We start from the raw sequence: 16,971 nt of genomic DNA on the forward strand, positions 1-16,971 counted from the left end.
CCGTTTTTAAGATATCTGTTATTTTAAATATTCCCTTAAACTATAAATTATAACTAGAAGAATAGTAGATTAATGCCGATTTTTTTCCACAATTGTGGCTAACTACGCACAACAAACAAACTAATTGGATATGAGCACTTTAATTTCTTTTGATATCCTTTCCATAACCTGCGAGGCGGTAACTACAAAGTGTTCGTGCGCTAAATGATCGCCCGCTTTTCCATGAATGTAACAAGCCAAAATAACGGCATCTGTTGCGGTATATTTCTGTGCTACAAAGCCTGCAATAATGCCAGTAAGAATATCGCCCATCCCCCCTTGCGCCATTGCCGGATTACCTGTAGGATTGATAAACACCCTACCTGTTGGCAGGCAGATAAAAGTATACTGGTTTTTAAGCACGATAACGATCTTAAGTTTTTGGGCTTGTTCTGTTGCCGTTTGCACCCGGTCCCACCAGCTGTCATGCTCACCGAATAAGCGATCGAACTCTTTCATGTGTGGGGTGATAATGGCATTTGCGGCAAGTTTATCGATTAGATCGGGCCTTTCTCCCAGAATGTTTAACGCATCTGCATCGATGATCATCGCTTGGTTGGCCATGATTAAGCTTTCGAGCAGTTTTTCATTTTCAGCATCGGCACCTAAACCTGGACCAATAGCAATTGCCTGATATTTCTGTGGGTTCTCTATCCTCGTGTATTCATCTCTCGGTAGGGCCATTACTTCTGGTAAAGCGGTATTTAACGCGATTAACCCACTCTGTGGAATACAGGTCGTAGTTAATCCTGCTCCCGTGTGTAAGCAGGCCATCGAAGACAGTAAAGCCGCACCCATTGTATTGGTATTTCCCGCAATAATCAGTGCGTGGCCGTAAGTACCTTTATGGCTGAACAATTTTCGTGGCTGAAGGATCTTTTCAATATCACTTTCTTCCACCAAATAAAAATCAGCCTCTTGTTTCTGGATAAAAGCCTCATCCAGATCAATATCTACCACCTCATATTTTTCGGTCGCCATGACCGACTCGGGGAAGAAAAAGTTAATCTTCGGTCGTTGGAAACAAATTGTTTTATGGGCTTTTATCCCCTTGTAATCTTTAGGCAACTTACCTTCCGCAAAAAAACCGGTAGGTACATCAACCGCATATACTTTTTTATTCAACTTGTTAATGACCTGAACCAGCGCTTCAAATTCTCCGCTTAAAGGTTTATTTAAACCAGAGCCTAAAATAGCGTCGATAATTAAATCGGCTTTCAGATTCTTTAAGTCAGAAACCTGATTGATGATCGTTTTCTTGCATCTCGTTTCTTCAATCCGCTGTAGGTTAATGGCAAAATCGTCGCTTTGTTTTTTACTGAAGTTGATGATATAAACTTTTATATTCTCGTATCCGTTTGCAATAAGCAAATGGGCAATGGCCAGTCCGTCTCCTCCATTATTTCCCTTTCCGCAGAATATAGCCACGCTTTTATTGGTGTCGAACTCATCCCTTAAAAAAGTTTGAACAAAGGCCCTCGCAGCTTTTTCCATCAGATCTATAGAAGCAATGGGTTTATTAGCAATTGTAAACTGATCGGCACTACGCATTTGGGCAGAAGTAAGCAATGTTCGCATATAACTAAGATAAGATTATACAGGTACAATACAAAAGAGTAGGGTTTTGTTTGATTTTTATACCCAAGGTGCCAGTCTTACAAAATAATTTAAGGTACTGTCTTTTAATTTTTATACCTTTTGCCAATCTTTAGCGTTGTCTATTGAATTAAATTAAATCTCAAAACAATGAATCAAAAACCATCGAATGCTTTCGTGGCAGCTGCCTGGATTGCATTAGGTATCGGAATGATCGGCTTTATTGTAGGCTTGTGGCGTTCTGATATGCTTCTCAATGAAAAAGGATATTATTTTACCGTATTGATGTTTGGCCTTTTTGCCGTAATTTCTTTACAAAAAGCTGTTCGCGATAAATTGGAAGGAATTCCGGTTACTGAAATTTATTACGGTATCAGTTGGTTTTCTACACTATTAACCATCACTTTATTGGTAATCGGTTTGTGGAATGCTACTTTGCTACCCAGCGAAAAAGGATTTTATGCCTTTGCCTTTTTACTCTCGCTGTTTGGCGCCATTACGGTGCAGAAAAATACGAGAGACAGCCAGATCGTGAATAAAAACCGTGATTCGGAATAGCCAAAACAGCTTATTCTTAACGAATTTTATTGAAACCAATGCTCAGGCATTGGTTTTTTATTTTTAACCAAAAACGATATATTGTCTCCTTAACTAAAAAATAATTACTACTTTAAACACCAGATACCGAGGCTAATAGTTTATCATTTTCGAGCAAATAATATAAACCTATTTCAATCTTGTAAATCCTGCCAATGGAACAAAAAGATAGCTTAAAAAAAACACTTACCCCTTTTATGCTGTGGGGACTTGGCGTTGGATATGTGATTTCGGGAATGTATTTCGGCTGGAACTTAGGCCTCGAAAAAGGTGGTACACTGGGTATGGCCATCGCTACGGTTGCCATTATGGTGATGTATGTTACCTTTAGTTTTAGCTATGCCGAACTGGCCTGTGCTATACCAAAGGCCGGTGGTGTTTTCGATTATGCCAATACAGCACTGGGCAAAAACATCGGTTTTATTGCCGGTATTGCTCAAATGGTCGAATTTATATTTGCACCCCCGGCTATTGCATTTGCCATTGGTGCTTATTTTAATGCCTTCTTCCCACAGGTACCCATTCTTACCAGTGCAATTGCAGTTTACTTTGTCTTTACCGCCCTAAATGTTTATGGCGTAAAAGCTGCCGCTTCGTTCGAAGTAATTATTACTGTTCTAGCAGTCGGAGAATTGCTGTTGTTCTCTGGAATTACATTGCCTAAATTTCATGTAGAAAACCTGGTGCACAATAACTTTCCAAATGGCTGGAGCGGTGTTTTTGCAGCTATCCCTTTTGCCATCTGGTTTTTCCTGGGCATTGAAGGCGTTGCAAATGTAGCCGAAGAAACCAAGAACCCACAACGCGATATCAGCAAGGGTTTTGGCTGGGGCATATTTACATTGGTTGTTTTATGTGTGCTTGTTTTTATCTCTACCATTGGTATTGGCGGTTGGGAAGCCATTGTATATAAAAACGGAAAATCGGGCGAAACCTCTGATTCGCCTTTACCACTTGCCCTTTCGATGATTACAGGGGATAATCACCTGATGTATCATTTACTCATCACGGTTGGATTATTTGGCCTGGTAGCCTCTTTTCATGGATTGGTTTTAGCGGCTGGTCGCTCCACTTACGAGATGGGTCGTGTAAAAAGTATCCCAGCTATTCTTGGAAAAATTTCACCTAAATTTCAAACACCCGCAAATGCGTTAATAGGCAATATGATGATTGGTATCATCGCACTTTTATCGGGTAAAACGGCCGAAATTATTATCATTTCTGTATTTGGTGCACTAACTTTATACATCATTTCGATGATTTCGGTAATGGTGCTGCGGAAAAAGAATCCCGAAATGGTTCGGCCTTTCAAAACCCCGGTTTATCCTTTATTTCCCATTATTGCCTTAATTATTTCCTGCGTTTCTTTCATCGCAATGCTGATTTATAATCTTAAATTGGGTTTAATTTATTCGGGTATTGTTTTAGGCATATTTCTTCTATATAAAATATTTAAAAAGGCAGATTAATGAGTACGAGCAAAGAAATTCTGGATTACGTTAAAAATCATCCCTCTGGAAAAGTAAAATTAGCGGTTGCCGATATCGACGGTATTTTAAGGGGGAAATATGTAGCTGCCGAAAAATTCGCCTCCCTGGTTGAAGGCCGATTGGGTTTCTGTGATGTTACCTTTGGCTGGGATGCAGGTGATTTGGCTTACGAAAACGGAAAATATACAGGCTGGCATACTGGCTACCCCGATGCACAGGTTAAAATCGATCTGACCACGTTCCGGAAAATCCCCTGGGAAAATGACGTACCTTTCTTTTTGGGCGATTTTATTGACGATCAGGACCAGGCAAATTATGTCTGTCCGAGGCAGTTGCTAAAGAAAGTAATTGCAGAATGCGAAAGTGAAGGATTTTCGCCGCTCTTTGCACAGGAATTTGAATGGTTCAATTTTTCGGAAACACCAGAGACAATCCAGGAGAAAGGCTTCGCTAATTTAAAACCGTTAAGCCCGGGCATGTTTGGTTATTCTATTTTGAGGAGTACCTACCGGAATGAGTTTATGAGCGATCTGTTCGAACTGCTGAACAAATTCGATATCCCGATTGAAGGTTTGCATACCGAAACCGGGCCGGGAGTTTACGAAGCAGCCATTAAGTATGCGCCTGCCTTGCAAGCTGCCGACCAGGCCATATTATTTAAAACAGCCGTAAAAGAAATCGCCTATAAACACGGTATCCTCGCTACATTTATGGCGAAAATAAGCGAAAACTTACCGGGATGTAGTGGCCATGTGCATCAAAGCCTCTGGGATGCGGACAAAAAGATCAATTTGTTCTACGATGAAAAAGATGCAGATAATATGAGCGAAATAATGAAAAGTTATATCGCTGGTCAGTTGCACTGCCTTCCATACCTTTTACCTATGATTGCCCCTACTATAAACAGTTACAAACGTTTAGTTGAAGGTGCATGGGCACCAACTACGGTAACATGGGGAATTGATAACCGTACAACTGCATTACGTGCTTTACCAGGAAGCAAAAAGGCATCACGCTTAGAAACCCGGATAGTAGGTTCAGATACCAATCCTTATTTAGCACTTTCGGCCTGTTTGGCTGCAGGTATGTACGGTGTTAAGAATAAATTAAAACTCGAACAGCCAGCCACCAAAGGAAACGGATATACCGATTTATCGAACGGCACACTATCGCGTAATTTGTTTGAAGCGACGCAAAAAATGAAAAATTCTGATCTGGCCGCAGCATTATTGGGCGGAGATTTCGTTGATCATTTTACGATGACCCGCGAATGGGAATGCAAGCAATTTGCTAAAGTAGTAACCGATTGGGAGCTCAAAAGATATTTAGAAATTATTTAGTAGAATCTTCATTCTGAACATTAATAGCCGTCATTCTGAACTTGATTCAGAATCTTTTGCTGGATAGATGTGACAGCACAACACGAACTTGAAAAAAACAAAAGGTAACAAAAACAATTGTCATGATATTTGATAAAATCCATCAGTTTAATTTCCCTACAACTATCCGTTTTGGCGCTGGCGCAGTAAAAGAGTTGCCCGCCTACTTAAGCAAGAACAATTTAAAGGCGCCATTAATTGTAACCGACCCCACTATCGCGCAACTTCCCTTTTTTAAAACCATCGTTGAAGATTTAAAGGCAAAGGGTATTGCAGTCGAGGTTTTTAGCGACATTCATAAAAACCCGGTAAAAAGTGATGTTTACAAAGGTACTGATGCTTGGGATGCTACCAACCGCGACAGTATAATTGGTATTGGCGGTGGTGCAGCTTTAGATGTTGCCCGTGCAATTGTACTCCGTGTTAATCACCGCGACGATTTATTCAAATATGATGATTTAATCGGCGGCGATATCTACGTAACGAACGATGTTCCGCATTTTATTACCATTCCAACCACATCCGGCACCGGAAGCGAGGTAGGCCGCAGCGCAATTATTGCCGACGATGAAACCCACCAGAAAAAAATCCTGTTCTCGCCAAAATTAATGGCGCAGATCGTATTTGCAGATCCTGAACTTACCATGGATTTACCCCCATTTATCACCGCTGCGACAGGCATGGACGCATTGACACATAATATGGAAGCTTATTTGGCCAAAAATTTCCACCCAATGTGCGATGGGATTGCGCTGGAGGGTATTTCATTGATCAAGGATGCTTTGGAACGGGCAACCAACAATCCCGATTTAGAGAGCCGCAGTAAAATGTTAATGGCTTCGATGATGGGTGCCATTGCCTTTCAAAAAGGTTTGGGTGTAGTACACTCGCTGGCACATCCGCTTTCTTCTTTGTTAGATACCCATCACGGATTGGCTAATGCAGTGAATATTCCTTATGGTATGCAGTTTAATATTGCTGGTTTTGAAGATCGTTTTAAAAAAATTGCCCGTACGTTGGATCTCAAAGACGAAAATGGTGAAGCTGTTGTAAAATATCTGTTCGATTTAAACACGAAAGTGAATATTCCGCATAAATTGAGTGATATTGGCGTTAAAAATGAACATATAGAAACACTTGCCGATTTAGCCTTTGCAGATTTTGCACATCCAAACAATCCTAAACCGGTAAGCAGAGAAGATTTTAAACAATTGTACTTAAATGCACTTTAAAATAGGATTAAAAGATTACGGGATTTTAGGATTACTAAACCATTAAAATCAGTGTAATCTAAAAATCGGTGTAATCAACCGAAGGAAAAAAGATAAATCAGTGGAATTAATTAATATGTCTGATAAAATAATAATTGGTGTTACCGACTGTAGCAAATTCGACATCTATCGCGATTGGGTTTTATCCTACAACAAAAGTGTGGAGGTAATCCAGCTAGGATACAAGCTCAACAATTTCGAAGACATCAAAAAATGTAACGGCATTGTTTTAACCGGAGGTGAAGATGTTCACCCCCGTTTTTATAATCAACCTGAATATTATCCTTACTGTTATGATGATGATATTGATGAAAACCGTGACGAGTTTGAATTTAAGGTTTTAACCTATACTGAAGCCAATTCTGTCCCTGTGCTAGGCATTTGTAGGGGCATGCAGGTGGGCAATGTATTTTTTGGCGGAACTTTGATCCCTGATATCCCAACCTGGGGAAAATTCGATCATTCAAAAATGCACGATAAATCAGACCGATATCACGAAATCATTATCAATCCTTCCTCGTGGCTGAACCAGATTGTGAATACGGATAAAGGCTTAGTAAACAGTAACCATCACCAAAGCACCGATAAAACAGGAAAAGGTCTGGTGGTAAGTGCAATCTCTCCCGATGGTGTTACAGAGGCCATGGAGCGAATGGAACCAGAAGGCAAATCCTTTTTGTTATTTGTACAATGGCACCCTGAACGCTTAAAAGACCAACAGGGTCCTTTTAGTAAAAATATACATAGTGCATTTATAAATTCAATCGTTAACCACAATAAATAATCACTCGGAGACAATGGCTAGCACGGAGTAACAATTATTTTCCGTGATTTCTGTGTTTCCGTGGCAATAATCAATAGGAAAGATGCAGATCATCAACCCAGCAACAGCAGAAATTATAACCAGTTTAGCGGAAGATAACTCATCTACGCTTCAAATCAAATTTGATACTTTAAAAAAAGCTCAGCCACAATGGGCCAACAAAACCCTTAGCGAAAGGATTTCGGTTATTGCTCGGTTTAGTGATTTACTAGAAACTGGCATAGAAGAATTGGCATTGGTATTAACCAGCGAAGTAGGCAAGCCGCTCCAACAATCGCGCAACGAAATTAATGGTGCAAGAGCCCGCATCAAATGGATGTTGGCCAATGCCGAAAAATACCTGGCCGATGAAATAATGACGGATGAACCAGGACTTAAGGAAATTATTAAATACGAACCGCTGGGTGTAGTTTGTAATATCTCAGCCTGGAATTACCCTTATTTGGTGGGTGTGAATGTTTTTATTCCGGCCTTACTGAGTGGCAATGCTGTAATGTACAAACCATCGGAGTATTCGACCTTAACAGGAATTGAGATTGAAAAAATGTTAAAAAAAGCAGGTGTACCTGATGATATCTTCCATATCGCTATTGGCGCGAAAGAAACGGGAGCAGCATTATTAGAAATTGATTTTAATGGTTATTTCTTTACCGGCTCTTATAAAACTGGGAAATTCATCTACGAAAAAGTAGCATCGAAAATGGTTCCATGTCAATTGGAATTAGGCGGAAAAGATCCCTTGTACATTGCCGACGATGTAGCCGATGTTACTTCTGCTGCTATTGGTACGGCTGATGGTGCTTTTTATAATAACGGACAAAGTTGTTGTTCAGTCGAGCGCATTTATGTACACGAGAAAAACTACGATAACTATTTAAATGTATTCGTTACTGAGGTTAAAAGCTGGAAAACAGGCCAACCCACAAGCGATGGTGTATATATTGGTGCCTTAACACGGAAAGAGCAGATTTTGGTATTGGAAAATCAAATTAAGGATGCCTTAAGTAAAGGTGCAACACTATTAACGGGTGGAAAGGCCATTGCGGGAAAGGGCTATTATTTTGAACCAACAGTGCTAACCGATGTTACCAACGATATGCTGGTGATGCAAGAAGAAAGTTTCGGACCGATTATCGGAATTATGAAGGTGAAAGACGATGCAGAGGCCTTAAACATGATGAAAGATACAGACTATGGCTTAACGGCATCGGTTTATACAGCCGATCAGGTAAGGGCTGAAAAAATACTATCTCAGCTTGACTCGGGTTCGGGTTATTGGAATTGCTGCGACAGAGTGAGTGCAGCACTGCCCTGGAGCGGAAGAAAATATTCGGGTATTGGCGCTACCCTATCACATCAGGGATTAAGGGCCTTTACCAAACCAAAAGGGTATCATTTAAGGGGATAATAAATGGAAAACGATAGCGACAAACAACTTATTGAAGGCGAAATTGCCGATTATTTGTTAACAGATGATGGAATACTCATTTCTTACAGTAAAAGCATTTTACGTACGGTAGAAAATATTTCGGCCAATGTTGAACTGGTGAAGAAAATTACGGGGAATAAGAAAGTTCCATTGTTAATTTACTTAAAAAACTCTCCTGTTCCAGACAAAGAAACACGAAAGTTTTCTACGGAGCAATTGCCTCAAATTTATACGGCTATGGCGATGGTTTCGAAACCCGGTTTGGCCCAATTGATTATGAAGATCCTGTTTAAGTTTCAAACCCCTCCTATCCCAATTAAATCATTTACGGATGATGAGAAAGCCAGGGAATGGTTGAAAAGGTTTTTGTAGTTTACGAGGAATCGTCATTGCGAGAAGGCTTTTTCAGCCGACGAAGCAATCTTTATGGCAAGAATCACTACAATGAAAGATTGCTTCGTCGTTCCTCCTCGCAATGACGACGATCTTTTTAAAATCCGTCATTGGTAATGAAATGAAGTATCTCGAGTAGACAGATTTTGCCATTAAGTCTTCGACTCCGCTCGGGCTGACAAACCTCTAATTGTGGCATAAATTCAATCACGATTTTTATCCAAACCAAACGTTATGTGCTCCGCGCTTTGCTTCTTGTACATTTCCTTCCGCACAAATACCTCCTATTAAAATCTTTTTTAATAAATTGCGGATTATACTTATTCGGTTAACCCGCTTTAATTATTTTAATGAAAAAATTATTCCTGATTATCTCCTGCTGTTTTTTTGCAGCCAATACCTTCGCTCAATCTATTGTTACAGAAACTGAAATAGGTGATACTGAAAGCGCAGTTGCACAAACACCAATTGCCATCATCCCCGAACCTGTATCATTAATGAAAAAGGCAGGTACTTTTACCTTGCCAGAAAATGTAACCATCCAGACTGTTAAGAGTGGAGAATTAAAACAATCTATCGCTTACCTTTCTGACCGGATTACTACTGCTACAGGGAAATTTGTAAACACAGTGAGTAATTCAAGTCACCCAACCATTAAACTGATTTTAAATACGCAAGAAGATACCCAACTCGGTAAAGAAGGCTACAGACTAAATGTTAATCCCACCCAGGTGGTAATTACAGCTAACCAGCCTGCAGGGATTTTTTATGGCGTTCAGTCATTGCTTCAGCTTTTCCCGGCCGAAATAGAAAGTAAAGAACAGGTAAACGGCATTAAATGGAAAGCACCTTGTGTTGATGTGGTAGATTATCCGAAATTAGGGTGGAGAGGTTTAATGTTCGATGTAGCCCGTCACTTTTTCACCAAACAGGAGGTAAAGCAGTTTATTGATGATATGGTGCGTTATAAATTTAACCTCCTGCATTTACACCTTGCTGATGATGAAGGCTGGAGAATCGAAATTAAAGGCTTGCCTAAATTAACCGAAGTTGGTGCCTGGAGTGTTAAAAAAACCGGGACTTTTGGCGATTTTACGCCACCAACGGCAGATGAGCCCCGTACTTATGGCGGCTTTTATACACAAGAAGATATTAAAGAACTTGTTCAGTATGCACAAGAACGTTTTGTAAACATATTACCAGAAATTGATGTTCCGGGGCATAGTTTAGCTATTATCGCTTCTTACCCTGAATTATCCTGCACACCCGATGCAGTTAATTATAAAGTGCGCTCAGGCGAAAAAATAATGGACTGGAGCCGTGGTGCACCTCCAACAGCTTTGGTTGATAATACGCTTTGCCCGGCAAACGAAAAAGTTTATGTGTTCTTAGATTCGGTACTTACCCAGGTAGCTAAACTTTTTCCTTTCGAGTATATCCACATGGGTGGCGACGAAGCCCCTCATAATTTCTGGGAAAAGAATGACCAGGTTAAAGCCCTAATGCTTCGCGAAGGTTTAAAAACCATTCCTCAGGTTCAGGCTTATTTTGAAAAACGTGTAGAACAGATCGTAATTTCTAAAGGCAAAAAATTTATGGGCTGGGACGAAATTCTTGAAGGTGGTGTATCGCCAACAGCAGCCGTAATGAGCTGGAGAGGAATGAAATATGGTATCCAGGCAGCGAACGAAAAACACAATGTGGTAATGAGTCCGACTGATTTTGCATATCTGGATTATATGCAGGCGGATCAGATTACCGAACCAAAAGTTTATGCCTCGTTAAGGTTAAATAAAGCCTATCAGTTTAACCCTATTCCAGCGGGCGTAAATGCACAATATGTGATTGGCGCACAGGCTAACCTTTGGACAGAACAGGTATTTACTTTCCGCCAGGTAGAATATATGGTTTGGCCACGTGCATTTGCCATTTCAGAATCGATCTGGAGTCCGATTGAAAAGAAAAACTGGACAAATTTCGTTGATCGTACACAACAGCATTTCAAACGATTAGATTTCGCTGAGATTAAATACTCGCCTGCTATTTACGATCCGATTTTTACGGTAAAGCGTAGTGCTGATAAACAGTTAATGATCGAATTAACTCCAGAAATAGATGGTTTGGATATCTATTACAGCTTCGACAACTCTACTCCCGATCGTTTTTATCCGAAATATACAGCCGCATTACAGGTACCAAAAGATGCCAGTATGCTACGTGTAATTACTTATCGTGGCAAACAACCGATTGGAAGATTAATCAGTATGCCTATTGCTGATTTACAGAAAAGGGCGAGATAATAAAGATCAGCATGGGAAAAGAAATAGAACGGAAATTTTTAATCGATCATCAGCAGTGGGCTAACCTGAGCAAACCAGAGGGAAAACTTTTTAGGCAAGGCTATCTGCTTACTGATAAAGATAAAACCATACGTGTAAGGGCAACAGAAACCAAAGGCTTTTTAACCATAAAAGGTCAAACAATAGGTGCCACACGGATGGAATACGAATATGAGATTCCAGTTACCGAGGCCACAGAATTATTGGATAATTTCTCTTTATCTGAGCTTTCGAAAACCCGTTACGAAATTCCGTTTGGCGGTAAGCTTTGGGAAGTAGACGTATTTCTAGGCGATAATAAAGGTCTGATTGTTGCCGAAATTGAACTTGACAGTGAAGATGAAATATTTGACTTGCCAGATTGGGTAAGCAGAGAAGTTACCGAAGAAGAAAAATATTATAATTCCAATTTAACAGTTACGCCCTTTAAAGATTGGATTTAATTTTTATAATGATCTATCGTTTCAGTTCCTCTAATAGTTTGCAGATCCATAGTTATTAAAAGTCAAAAAAGACCGTGTAACTTTAAAGATCATAAGGCCTTCATTAAATCAGCTGATGCTCGTGCGCAAAATTCAGCAAACCAACAATTGATTTAACGCCAGTTTTACGCCATATATTTTTACGATGGGTTTCTACTGTATGCTCCGAAATAAATAACATCCTGCCAATATCTGCAGAAGTGTATTCTTTGGCGATCAACCTAATAATTTCTACTTCGCGGGGTGATAAAATATTCACTTCTTCCGTATGGTTTTCACGTTGATAACCATTAATAAATTTAGCCGTAATGGAATTTTGTATATAGGTTTCTCCAAGCATAACCTTAGTAATTGCTTTATGCAGTTCATGAAACTTTACATTTTTTAAAAGATAACCAGTTGCGCCAGACTTGATCATTTTCGAAATATTGATAAAATCATCCTGCATAGAAAGTACAATAACTTTAATTTTTGGGAATTCTCTTTTAATCAATTTAGTTAAATCAGCTCCAACCTTTTCGCAAACACTAACATCGGCAACCACAATATCTGGCGTTTTAGTTCTGATCAATTGTTCGGCAAGTGCAGCAGAATTAGCCTTACCAACAACAACAATACTTTCTGAATCATTTAGAATAGATTCAATACTATCCATTAATGCATCATAATCGTGAATTAAAAAGACCTTGATCTTCTCCATAAAGTTTAGTTTTAAAACGTTAACCATTTTCACCAGAAAGTCAGGCAAAACACTTTGAAGAGATTTTTAAACAAAGGTTTAATCTCTATTCAAAACCTACCCAATATTCTATCAAAAGCTTTAAATTTTATGTTTTTAACTAAGGTAGGTTGCATTTTTTTTTTGACATATTCCAATAAACTAGCCCCCTGCTTTTGCATAACGGGTGAGTGAAGCCATTGGAGAATACTATACTTATTTCTATTGCATGTTGGGTAACGATAAGAAGCCATTACATGTCTGCAATATCCATCCTTTATAAACAGAGTGATAAATATGCTAAACAGCATCAATTTCAGGCCCAGAAACATAATAATACTGCTTGAGCACATAGTGATAATAAGGATGGTTAGATTGTTTTGTTAATCTAATTTAAACAAAAATTTTATTTTGCTACTATAATTATCAATTTCTTAATACAAAAAAGCGCAAAGCCAGTATTGAAATCTACTGATCCTTGCGCTTTTATATTATGGTAAATATTTTATTTGCCTAGTGGTATTGCCACATTTGGTTTAATAATACCTTTCAGTTCTACATCAAACACCAATGGTGTAAATGGATTAATTGGCCCACCACCGTTCTCGCCAAAGCCCAATCTAGATGGCAAAATCATTTTGATCTTACCGCCCACACCAATAAGTTGGATACCCTGAATAACGCCTTGAGGCAATTGCCCTAAAGGTAAACTACGCGGCACATATTGTACGCTTTCTGAGAAAATCCCAGCTTCTTTTGCGATTTTAGCATTCGAAGTATCGAAAACATTTAATGTACCGTTCGATTTTTTATTGGTAAACTGGCCTGTGTAGTCCATTAGTACCGTATCGGTTAAACTTGCTCTTTCAGAATTACCTGGAGCAGAAATTACATATTGCAGTCCAGATGGCGCAGTAGTTACCTTTAAATCATTCTCTGCAACGTATTTTGCGATTTTGGCAGGCTCTACCACTTTATTCTTTTCATTTAGCGCTTTATACTCAGACTCAAAGAAAAGTCGTTTCTTCGCTTCGAAAATAGAATCTGCATCTTTCCCTTTATGCAATACCTTCTCAATTTTAATGGTAAAAGAAGCAATATTCGATTTTAGTCCCTTTGGTTTAGGCTGTCCCGAATATTTCTCCATCGAATCCAGGTTCAGTTTAAAAACAGCACTGTCTCCTTCACCAAGCAGTTTCAATCCTGAGGCTAAATCACCTTTAAACATCGATTTGCTAATGGCAAAGAAAGCAGGACGCTCATTATCGTAAGTATTTACCATTACCGAATCGGGATTGGTATTGGTTTCTACCGTTTGAACACCGTTTAACTTTACATAATCGCCATCCTGAATTTTCGGCTTACCTTCACTTTTATAGATCTTGTAAGTCATATCTCCTTCACCCTTTTCGAATTTGTTACAGGCAGACAGGCCTAATGCCGCCGCCAAGAGAATAATAATTCCGTTCCTCATTTAAATTTTATTTATTAAAAAACAGTCGGTATATCTTTTTTTCAAAATGCCTACTATTTTATTAGATCACTACAAAGATAGGTTATAATAAGTTTTTATAAATCTTTGAAACGTTTTATTTCTTGGCTCAGTATTAAAAAATGACAGACAAAAAAAATCCTGCTTAAATAATAAGCAGGATTTTAAAATATTTTTAAGAAATTATTTTTTAACTACCGGAGCAGGCATTTGAACTGGAGCTGCTGCAGCTGGTTTTCCTTTGATAATATCTTTGATTTCTAAATCGAAAGCAATTGGACTGAAAGGCATGATGCCTACCTGAGGTGCACCTTGCTCGCCATAACCCAAGTTAGAAGGGATAATCACTTTAATTTTACCACCTTTACCAATTAACTGTAAAGCTTCAGTAAATCCTGGGATTGTACCGCCAACTGGCATTTTTTGAGGACCGTAAGGTTTACCAGGTTTAAATTCGTTTTCTGCTTTAGCCAATTTCTCATCACTTGTATCGAAGATTTTGTATTTACCATCTTTACCTTTTTTGGTTACTCTACCAGTATAATCAATTAATACGGTATCGCCTAAAGCTGGTTTTTCTGCACTACCTGGTTTTTCTATAATGTAGTGTAATCCACTTGCAGTAGTTTTGGTTTCTAATTTAGTATCATCTAAATACGCTTTAAGCTTAGCAGGTTCAGCAGCTTTCTTTTTTTCTGAAGTAGCTTTGTAATCGGCCTGGAAAAACTCCTGTGCCCTTTTGTTAAAAGTAGAATCAGCTTCGCCAGCTTTTTTCTTGAATACTTTTTCGATTTTTACTGTAAAAGTGATGTATTTATCATTTTTAAACTGCTCTGGCTTAGGTTGTTTACTATGAAGTGCCATAGTATCTAAGTTTACTTTAAAAGTAGCGCTATCGCCTTCTCCAAACAATGTTAAAACATCGTTCATATCACCAGCATACATTTTTTTCTGTGCAGGAAATACTGCAGGAGTTTCGCTATCGAAAGTGCTTGATAAAACTGAATCTTTATCGTTTTTCTGGATAAAATTCATTTTAACGATATCGCCTTCCTTGATTTTCTCGTTACCTGCCGAGTGGTGAATGGTATACAATAACCCACCGGCTCCCTTTTTCTCTTTGTTACATGCCGCTAAACCTAGGGTGGCTGCTGCTAGAATAATAATTCCCTTTTTCATTTATTTAATTTGACTTTTTTAAGTTTTTATTGTTTTATTTCTTGTATTTAAGCAATCAGTTGTTCTTTATATTCTGCTAATATCGTTTTAAATTCGTTCACTACCTCTGCCAAAGGCTTTTCTGCTGCGCCACCTGCTGCATTTCTATGCCCGCCACCATTAAAATACTTTTTACAGATTTCGTTGGCCGGAAAATCGCCTGTAGACCTAACAGATAATTTAACTTTATCTGGACGTTCAATAATTAACGCAGCTAAACGGATGCCATTAATCGATAAGGCATAGTTTACCACCCCCTCCGTATCACCGGTTGCGCTATGATATTGTGCCAGTTCTTCTTTTGTAACCGAAATAATGGCGGTATTGTATTCTCTTATAACTTCTAACTTGTTAGACAGACAATAACCCAAAAAGCGCAAACGGTTTTCGCTCGCGTTATCGTATACCAGTTGATGGATTTTCCAATGCTCTGCACCAAGATCTATCAGATCAGCTGCAATACGGTATACATCGGCTGTAGCTGATGGAAAACGGAAAGATCCAGAATCTGTCATGATACCGGTGTACAAACAGGCTGCAACATCTTTATTGATGCCAGCTTTATCCTCCAATTGATTAACAATAAAATCGTAAACCAATTGCGCAGCAGCACAGGCGTTAATATCCCAGTGGCGGTAATCATCAAAATCTTCAGGTTCGAGGTGGTGATCGATCATGATTTTTTTTGCTCCAGCTGCTCTAACCAATTCGCCTAGTTCATTAATCCGGCTTAGGGTATTAAAATCAAGGCAAAATATGAGCGAAGCTTCATCCACTAACTTGGCCGCCTTTTCTTGCTCTTCTGTAAAAATAATTACATCGCCATTATTTGGCATCCAATGAAGAAAAGTAGGATAATCTGTTGGTGTGATTACCTTAACATGATGGCCTTTTTGAATTAAATATCCATATAACCCCAGAGATGAACCCATCGCATCGCCATCGGGTTTGTGATGCGTAGTGATCACAATTCGTTGTGGCGTAGCCAATAATGTTTTTAATTCAGTTAGTGTAAGCATATATTTTTTGCGCTGCAAAGCTAAGTAAATTTAGATTAGGATTAAAGGATTTTAGGATTAGTAGGATCATAGTTTTAAAAGAGATGGAGATTAACAGGATTATACAGCATAAAAAAAGCTCAGTTAGCCATTTTAAGCCTAATTATCCATTACTAACCTCGATTCGCGACCGAAAAACAATGTTTATTGATTATTCATCAATTAAAACGTATTTTTGCAAAAAATTTGATATCAAAAGCACAATGAGCACTAACAGAACTTTTACCATGATCAAGCCTGATGCAGTAGCAAACGGCCATATCGGATCAATCATTAACGACATTACTAATGCTGGTTTCAAAATCATCGCATTAAAATATACTAAACTTACAGACGAAACTGCTGGTCAGTTCTATGCTGTTCACGCTGAGCGTCCTTTTTACAAAGATTTAGTAAGCTTTATGTCTTCAGGACCCATTGTTGCGGCTATTTTAGAAAAAGACAACGCAATTGAAGATTTCAGAAAATTGATTGGTGCTACTAACCCAGCTGAGGCTGCAGAAGGTACAATCCGTCAGAAATATGCAAAATCAATCGATGCTAATGCTGTTCACGGTTCAGATTCTGATGAGAATGCAGAAATTGAAGGCAACTTCTTCTTCAAAGCAGACGAACGTTTCTAGTTCGAAACACAAGAAATTTACAAT

At 38.8% G+C, this 16,971-nt stretch carries 15 protein-coding genes; 10 read left to right on the forward strand and 5 right to left on the reverse strand.

All coding sequences use genetic code 11. The features are described 5' to 3' along the window. Nucleotides 1-120 precede the first annotated feature (120 nt). Nucleotides 121-1,617 (reverse strand): NAD(P)H-hydrate dehydratase, encoded by a 1,497-nt coding sequence (locus ASU31_RS04575; RefSeq protein WP_245224468.1) that lies wholly within the window; start codon nt 1,615-1,617, stop codon nt 121-123. A gap of 168 nt (nt 1,618-1,785) precedes the next feature. Here ASU31_RS04575 and yiaA point away from each other — a divergent pair, with 168 nt between their 5' ends. From yiaA to ASU31_RS04620, 9 genes are all read left to right on the forward strand, one after another. After that, on the forward strand, nt 1,786-2,193 hold the full coding sequence (gene yiaA / locus ASU31_RS04580; protein ID WP_029278495.1) for an inner membrane protein YiaA: 408 nt from the start codon (nt 1,786-1,788) through the stop codon (nt 2,191-2,193). A gap of 194 nt (nt 2,194-2,387) precedes the next feature. Beyond that, nucleotides 2,388-3,701, forward strand: coding sequence for an ethanolamine permease (gene eat, locus ASU31_RS04585; protein ID WP_083505270.1), 1,314 nt, complete (start codon nt 2,388-2,390; stop codon nt 3,699-3,701). After that, a complete protein-coding gene (locus tag ASU31_RS04590) occupies nt 3,701-5,062 on the forward strand; it encodes a glutamine synthetase family protein (RefSeq protein ID WP_057931212.1) in 1,362 nt (453 codons plus the stop codon). Before eat ends, ASU31_RS04590 begins: the two co-directional genes overlap by 1 nt. Nucleotides 5,063-5,184: 122 nt before the next feature. Continuing rightward, a complete protein-coding gene (locus tag ASU31_RS04595; protein ID WP_057931213.1) occupies nt 5,185-6,333 on the forward strand; it encodes an iron-containing alcohol dehydrogenase in 1,149 nt (382 codons plus the stop codon). A 115-nt stretch (nt 6,334-6,448) separates the two neighbouring features. Further along, the gene (locus tag ASU31_RS04600; protein WP_057931214.1) at nt 6,449-7,156 is read left to right on the forward strand and encodes a gamma-glutamyl-gamma-aminobutyrate hydrolase family protein; all 708 of its coding nucleotides are present in this window, start codon (nt 6,449-6,451) and stop codon (nt 7,154-7,156) included. An 82-nt stretch (nt 7,157-7,238) separates the two neighbouring features. Then, a complete protein-coding gene (locus ASU31_RS04605; RefSeq protein WP_057931215.1) occupies nt 7,239-8,603 on the forward strand; it encodes an aldehyde dehydrogenase family protein in 1,365 nt (454 codons plus the stop codon). A 3-nt stretch (nt 8,604-8,606) separates the two neighbouring features. Beyond that, nucleotides 8,607-8,996, forward strand: a complete 390-nt coding sequence (locus ASU31_RS04610) for a SpoIIAA family protein (protein ID WP_057931216.1) — start codon at nt 8,607-8,609, stop codon at nt 8,994-8,996. Between the two features lie 371 nt (nt 8,997-9,367). Then, nucleotides 9,368-11,317 (forward strand): beta-N-acetylhexosaminidase, encoded by a 1,950-nt coding sequence (locus ASU31_RS04615; protein ID WP_057931217.1) that lies wholly within the window; start codon nt 9,368-9,370, stop codon nt 11,315-11,317. A gap of 11 nt (nt 11,318-11,328) precedes the next feature. Next, entirely contained in the window at nt 11,329-11,799 is a 471-nt protein-coding gene (locus tag ASU31_RS04620) for a CYTH domain-containing protein (RefSeq protein WP_057931218.1), read from the forward strand. Nucleotides 11,800-11,902: 103 nt separating this feature from the next. Here the strand turns inward: ASU31_RS04620 and ASU31_RS04625 are convergent, their stop codons facing one another. From ASU31_RS04625 to ASU31_RS04645, 4 genes are all read right to left on the reverse strand, one after another. Then, complete coding sequence (locus ASU31_RS04625) at nt 11,903-12,538, reverse strand: response regulator (protein WP_167346155.1); 636 nt, start codon at nt 12,536-12,538, stop codon at nt 11,903-11,905. A gap of 523 nt (nt 12,539-13,061) precedes the next feature. After that, entirely contained in the window at nt 13,062-14,030 is a 969-nt protein-coding gene (locus ASU31_RS04635; RefSeq protein ID WP_057931221.1) for an FKBP-type peptidyl-prolyl cis-trans isomerase, read from the reverse strand. 201 nt (nt 14,031-14,231) lie between these two features. Continuing rightward, nucleotides 14,232-15,227 carry an FKBP-type peptidyl-prolyl cis-trans isomerase gene (locus ASU31_RS04640; protein WP_057931222.1) on the reverse strand — a complete coding sequence of 332 codons (996 nt, stop codon included), beginning with the start codon at nt 15,225-15,227 and terminating at the stop codon, nt 14,232-14,234. 47 nt (nt 15,228-15,274) lie between these two features. Next, entirely contained in the window at nt 15,275-16,285 is a 1,011-nt protein-coding gene (locus ASU31_RS04645) for a DHH family phosphoesterase (protein ID WP_057931223.1), read from the reverse strand. Between the two features lie 242 nt (nt 16,286-16,527). On the opposite strand from ASU31_RS04645, the gene ASU31_RS04650 reads away from it, so the two are divergent. Beyond that, nucleotides 16,528-16,947 (forward strand): nucleoside-diphosphate kinase, encoded by a 420-nt coding sequence (locus ASU31_RS04650; RefSeq protein WP_025144153.1) that lies wholly within the window; start codon nt 16,528-16,530, stop codon nt 16,945-16,947. Nucleotides 16,948-16,971: the final 24 nt, after the last annotated feature.

The organism is Pedobacter ginsenosidimutans, assembly GCF_001442625.1.
Lineage (GTDB): Bacteria > Bacteroidota > Bacteroidia > Sphingobacteriales > Sphingobacteriaceae > Pedobacter > Pedobacter ginsenosidimutans.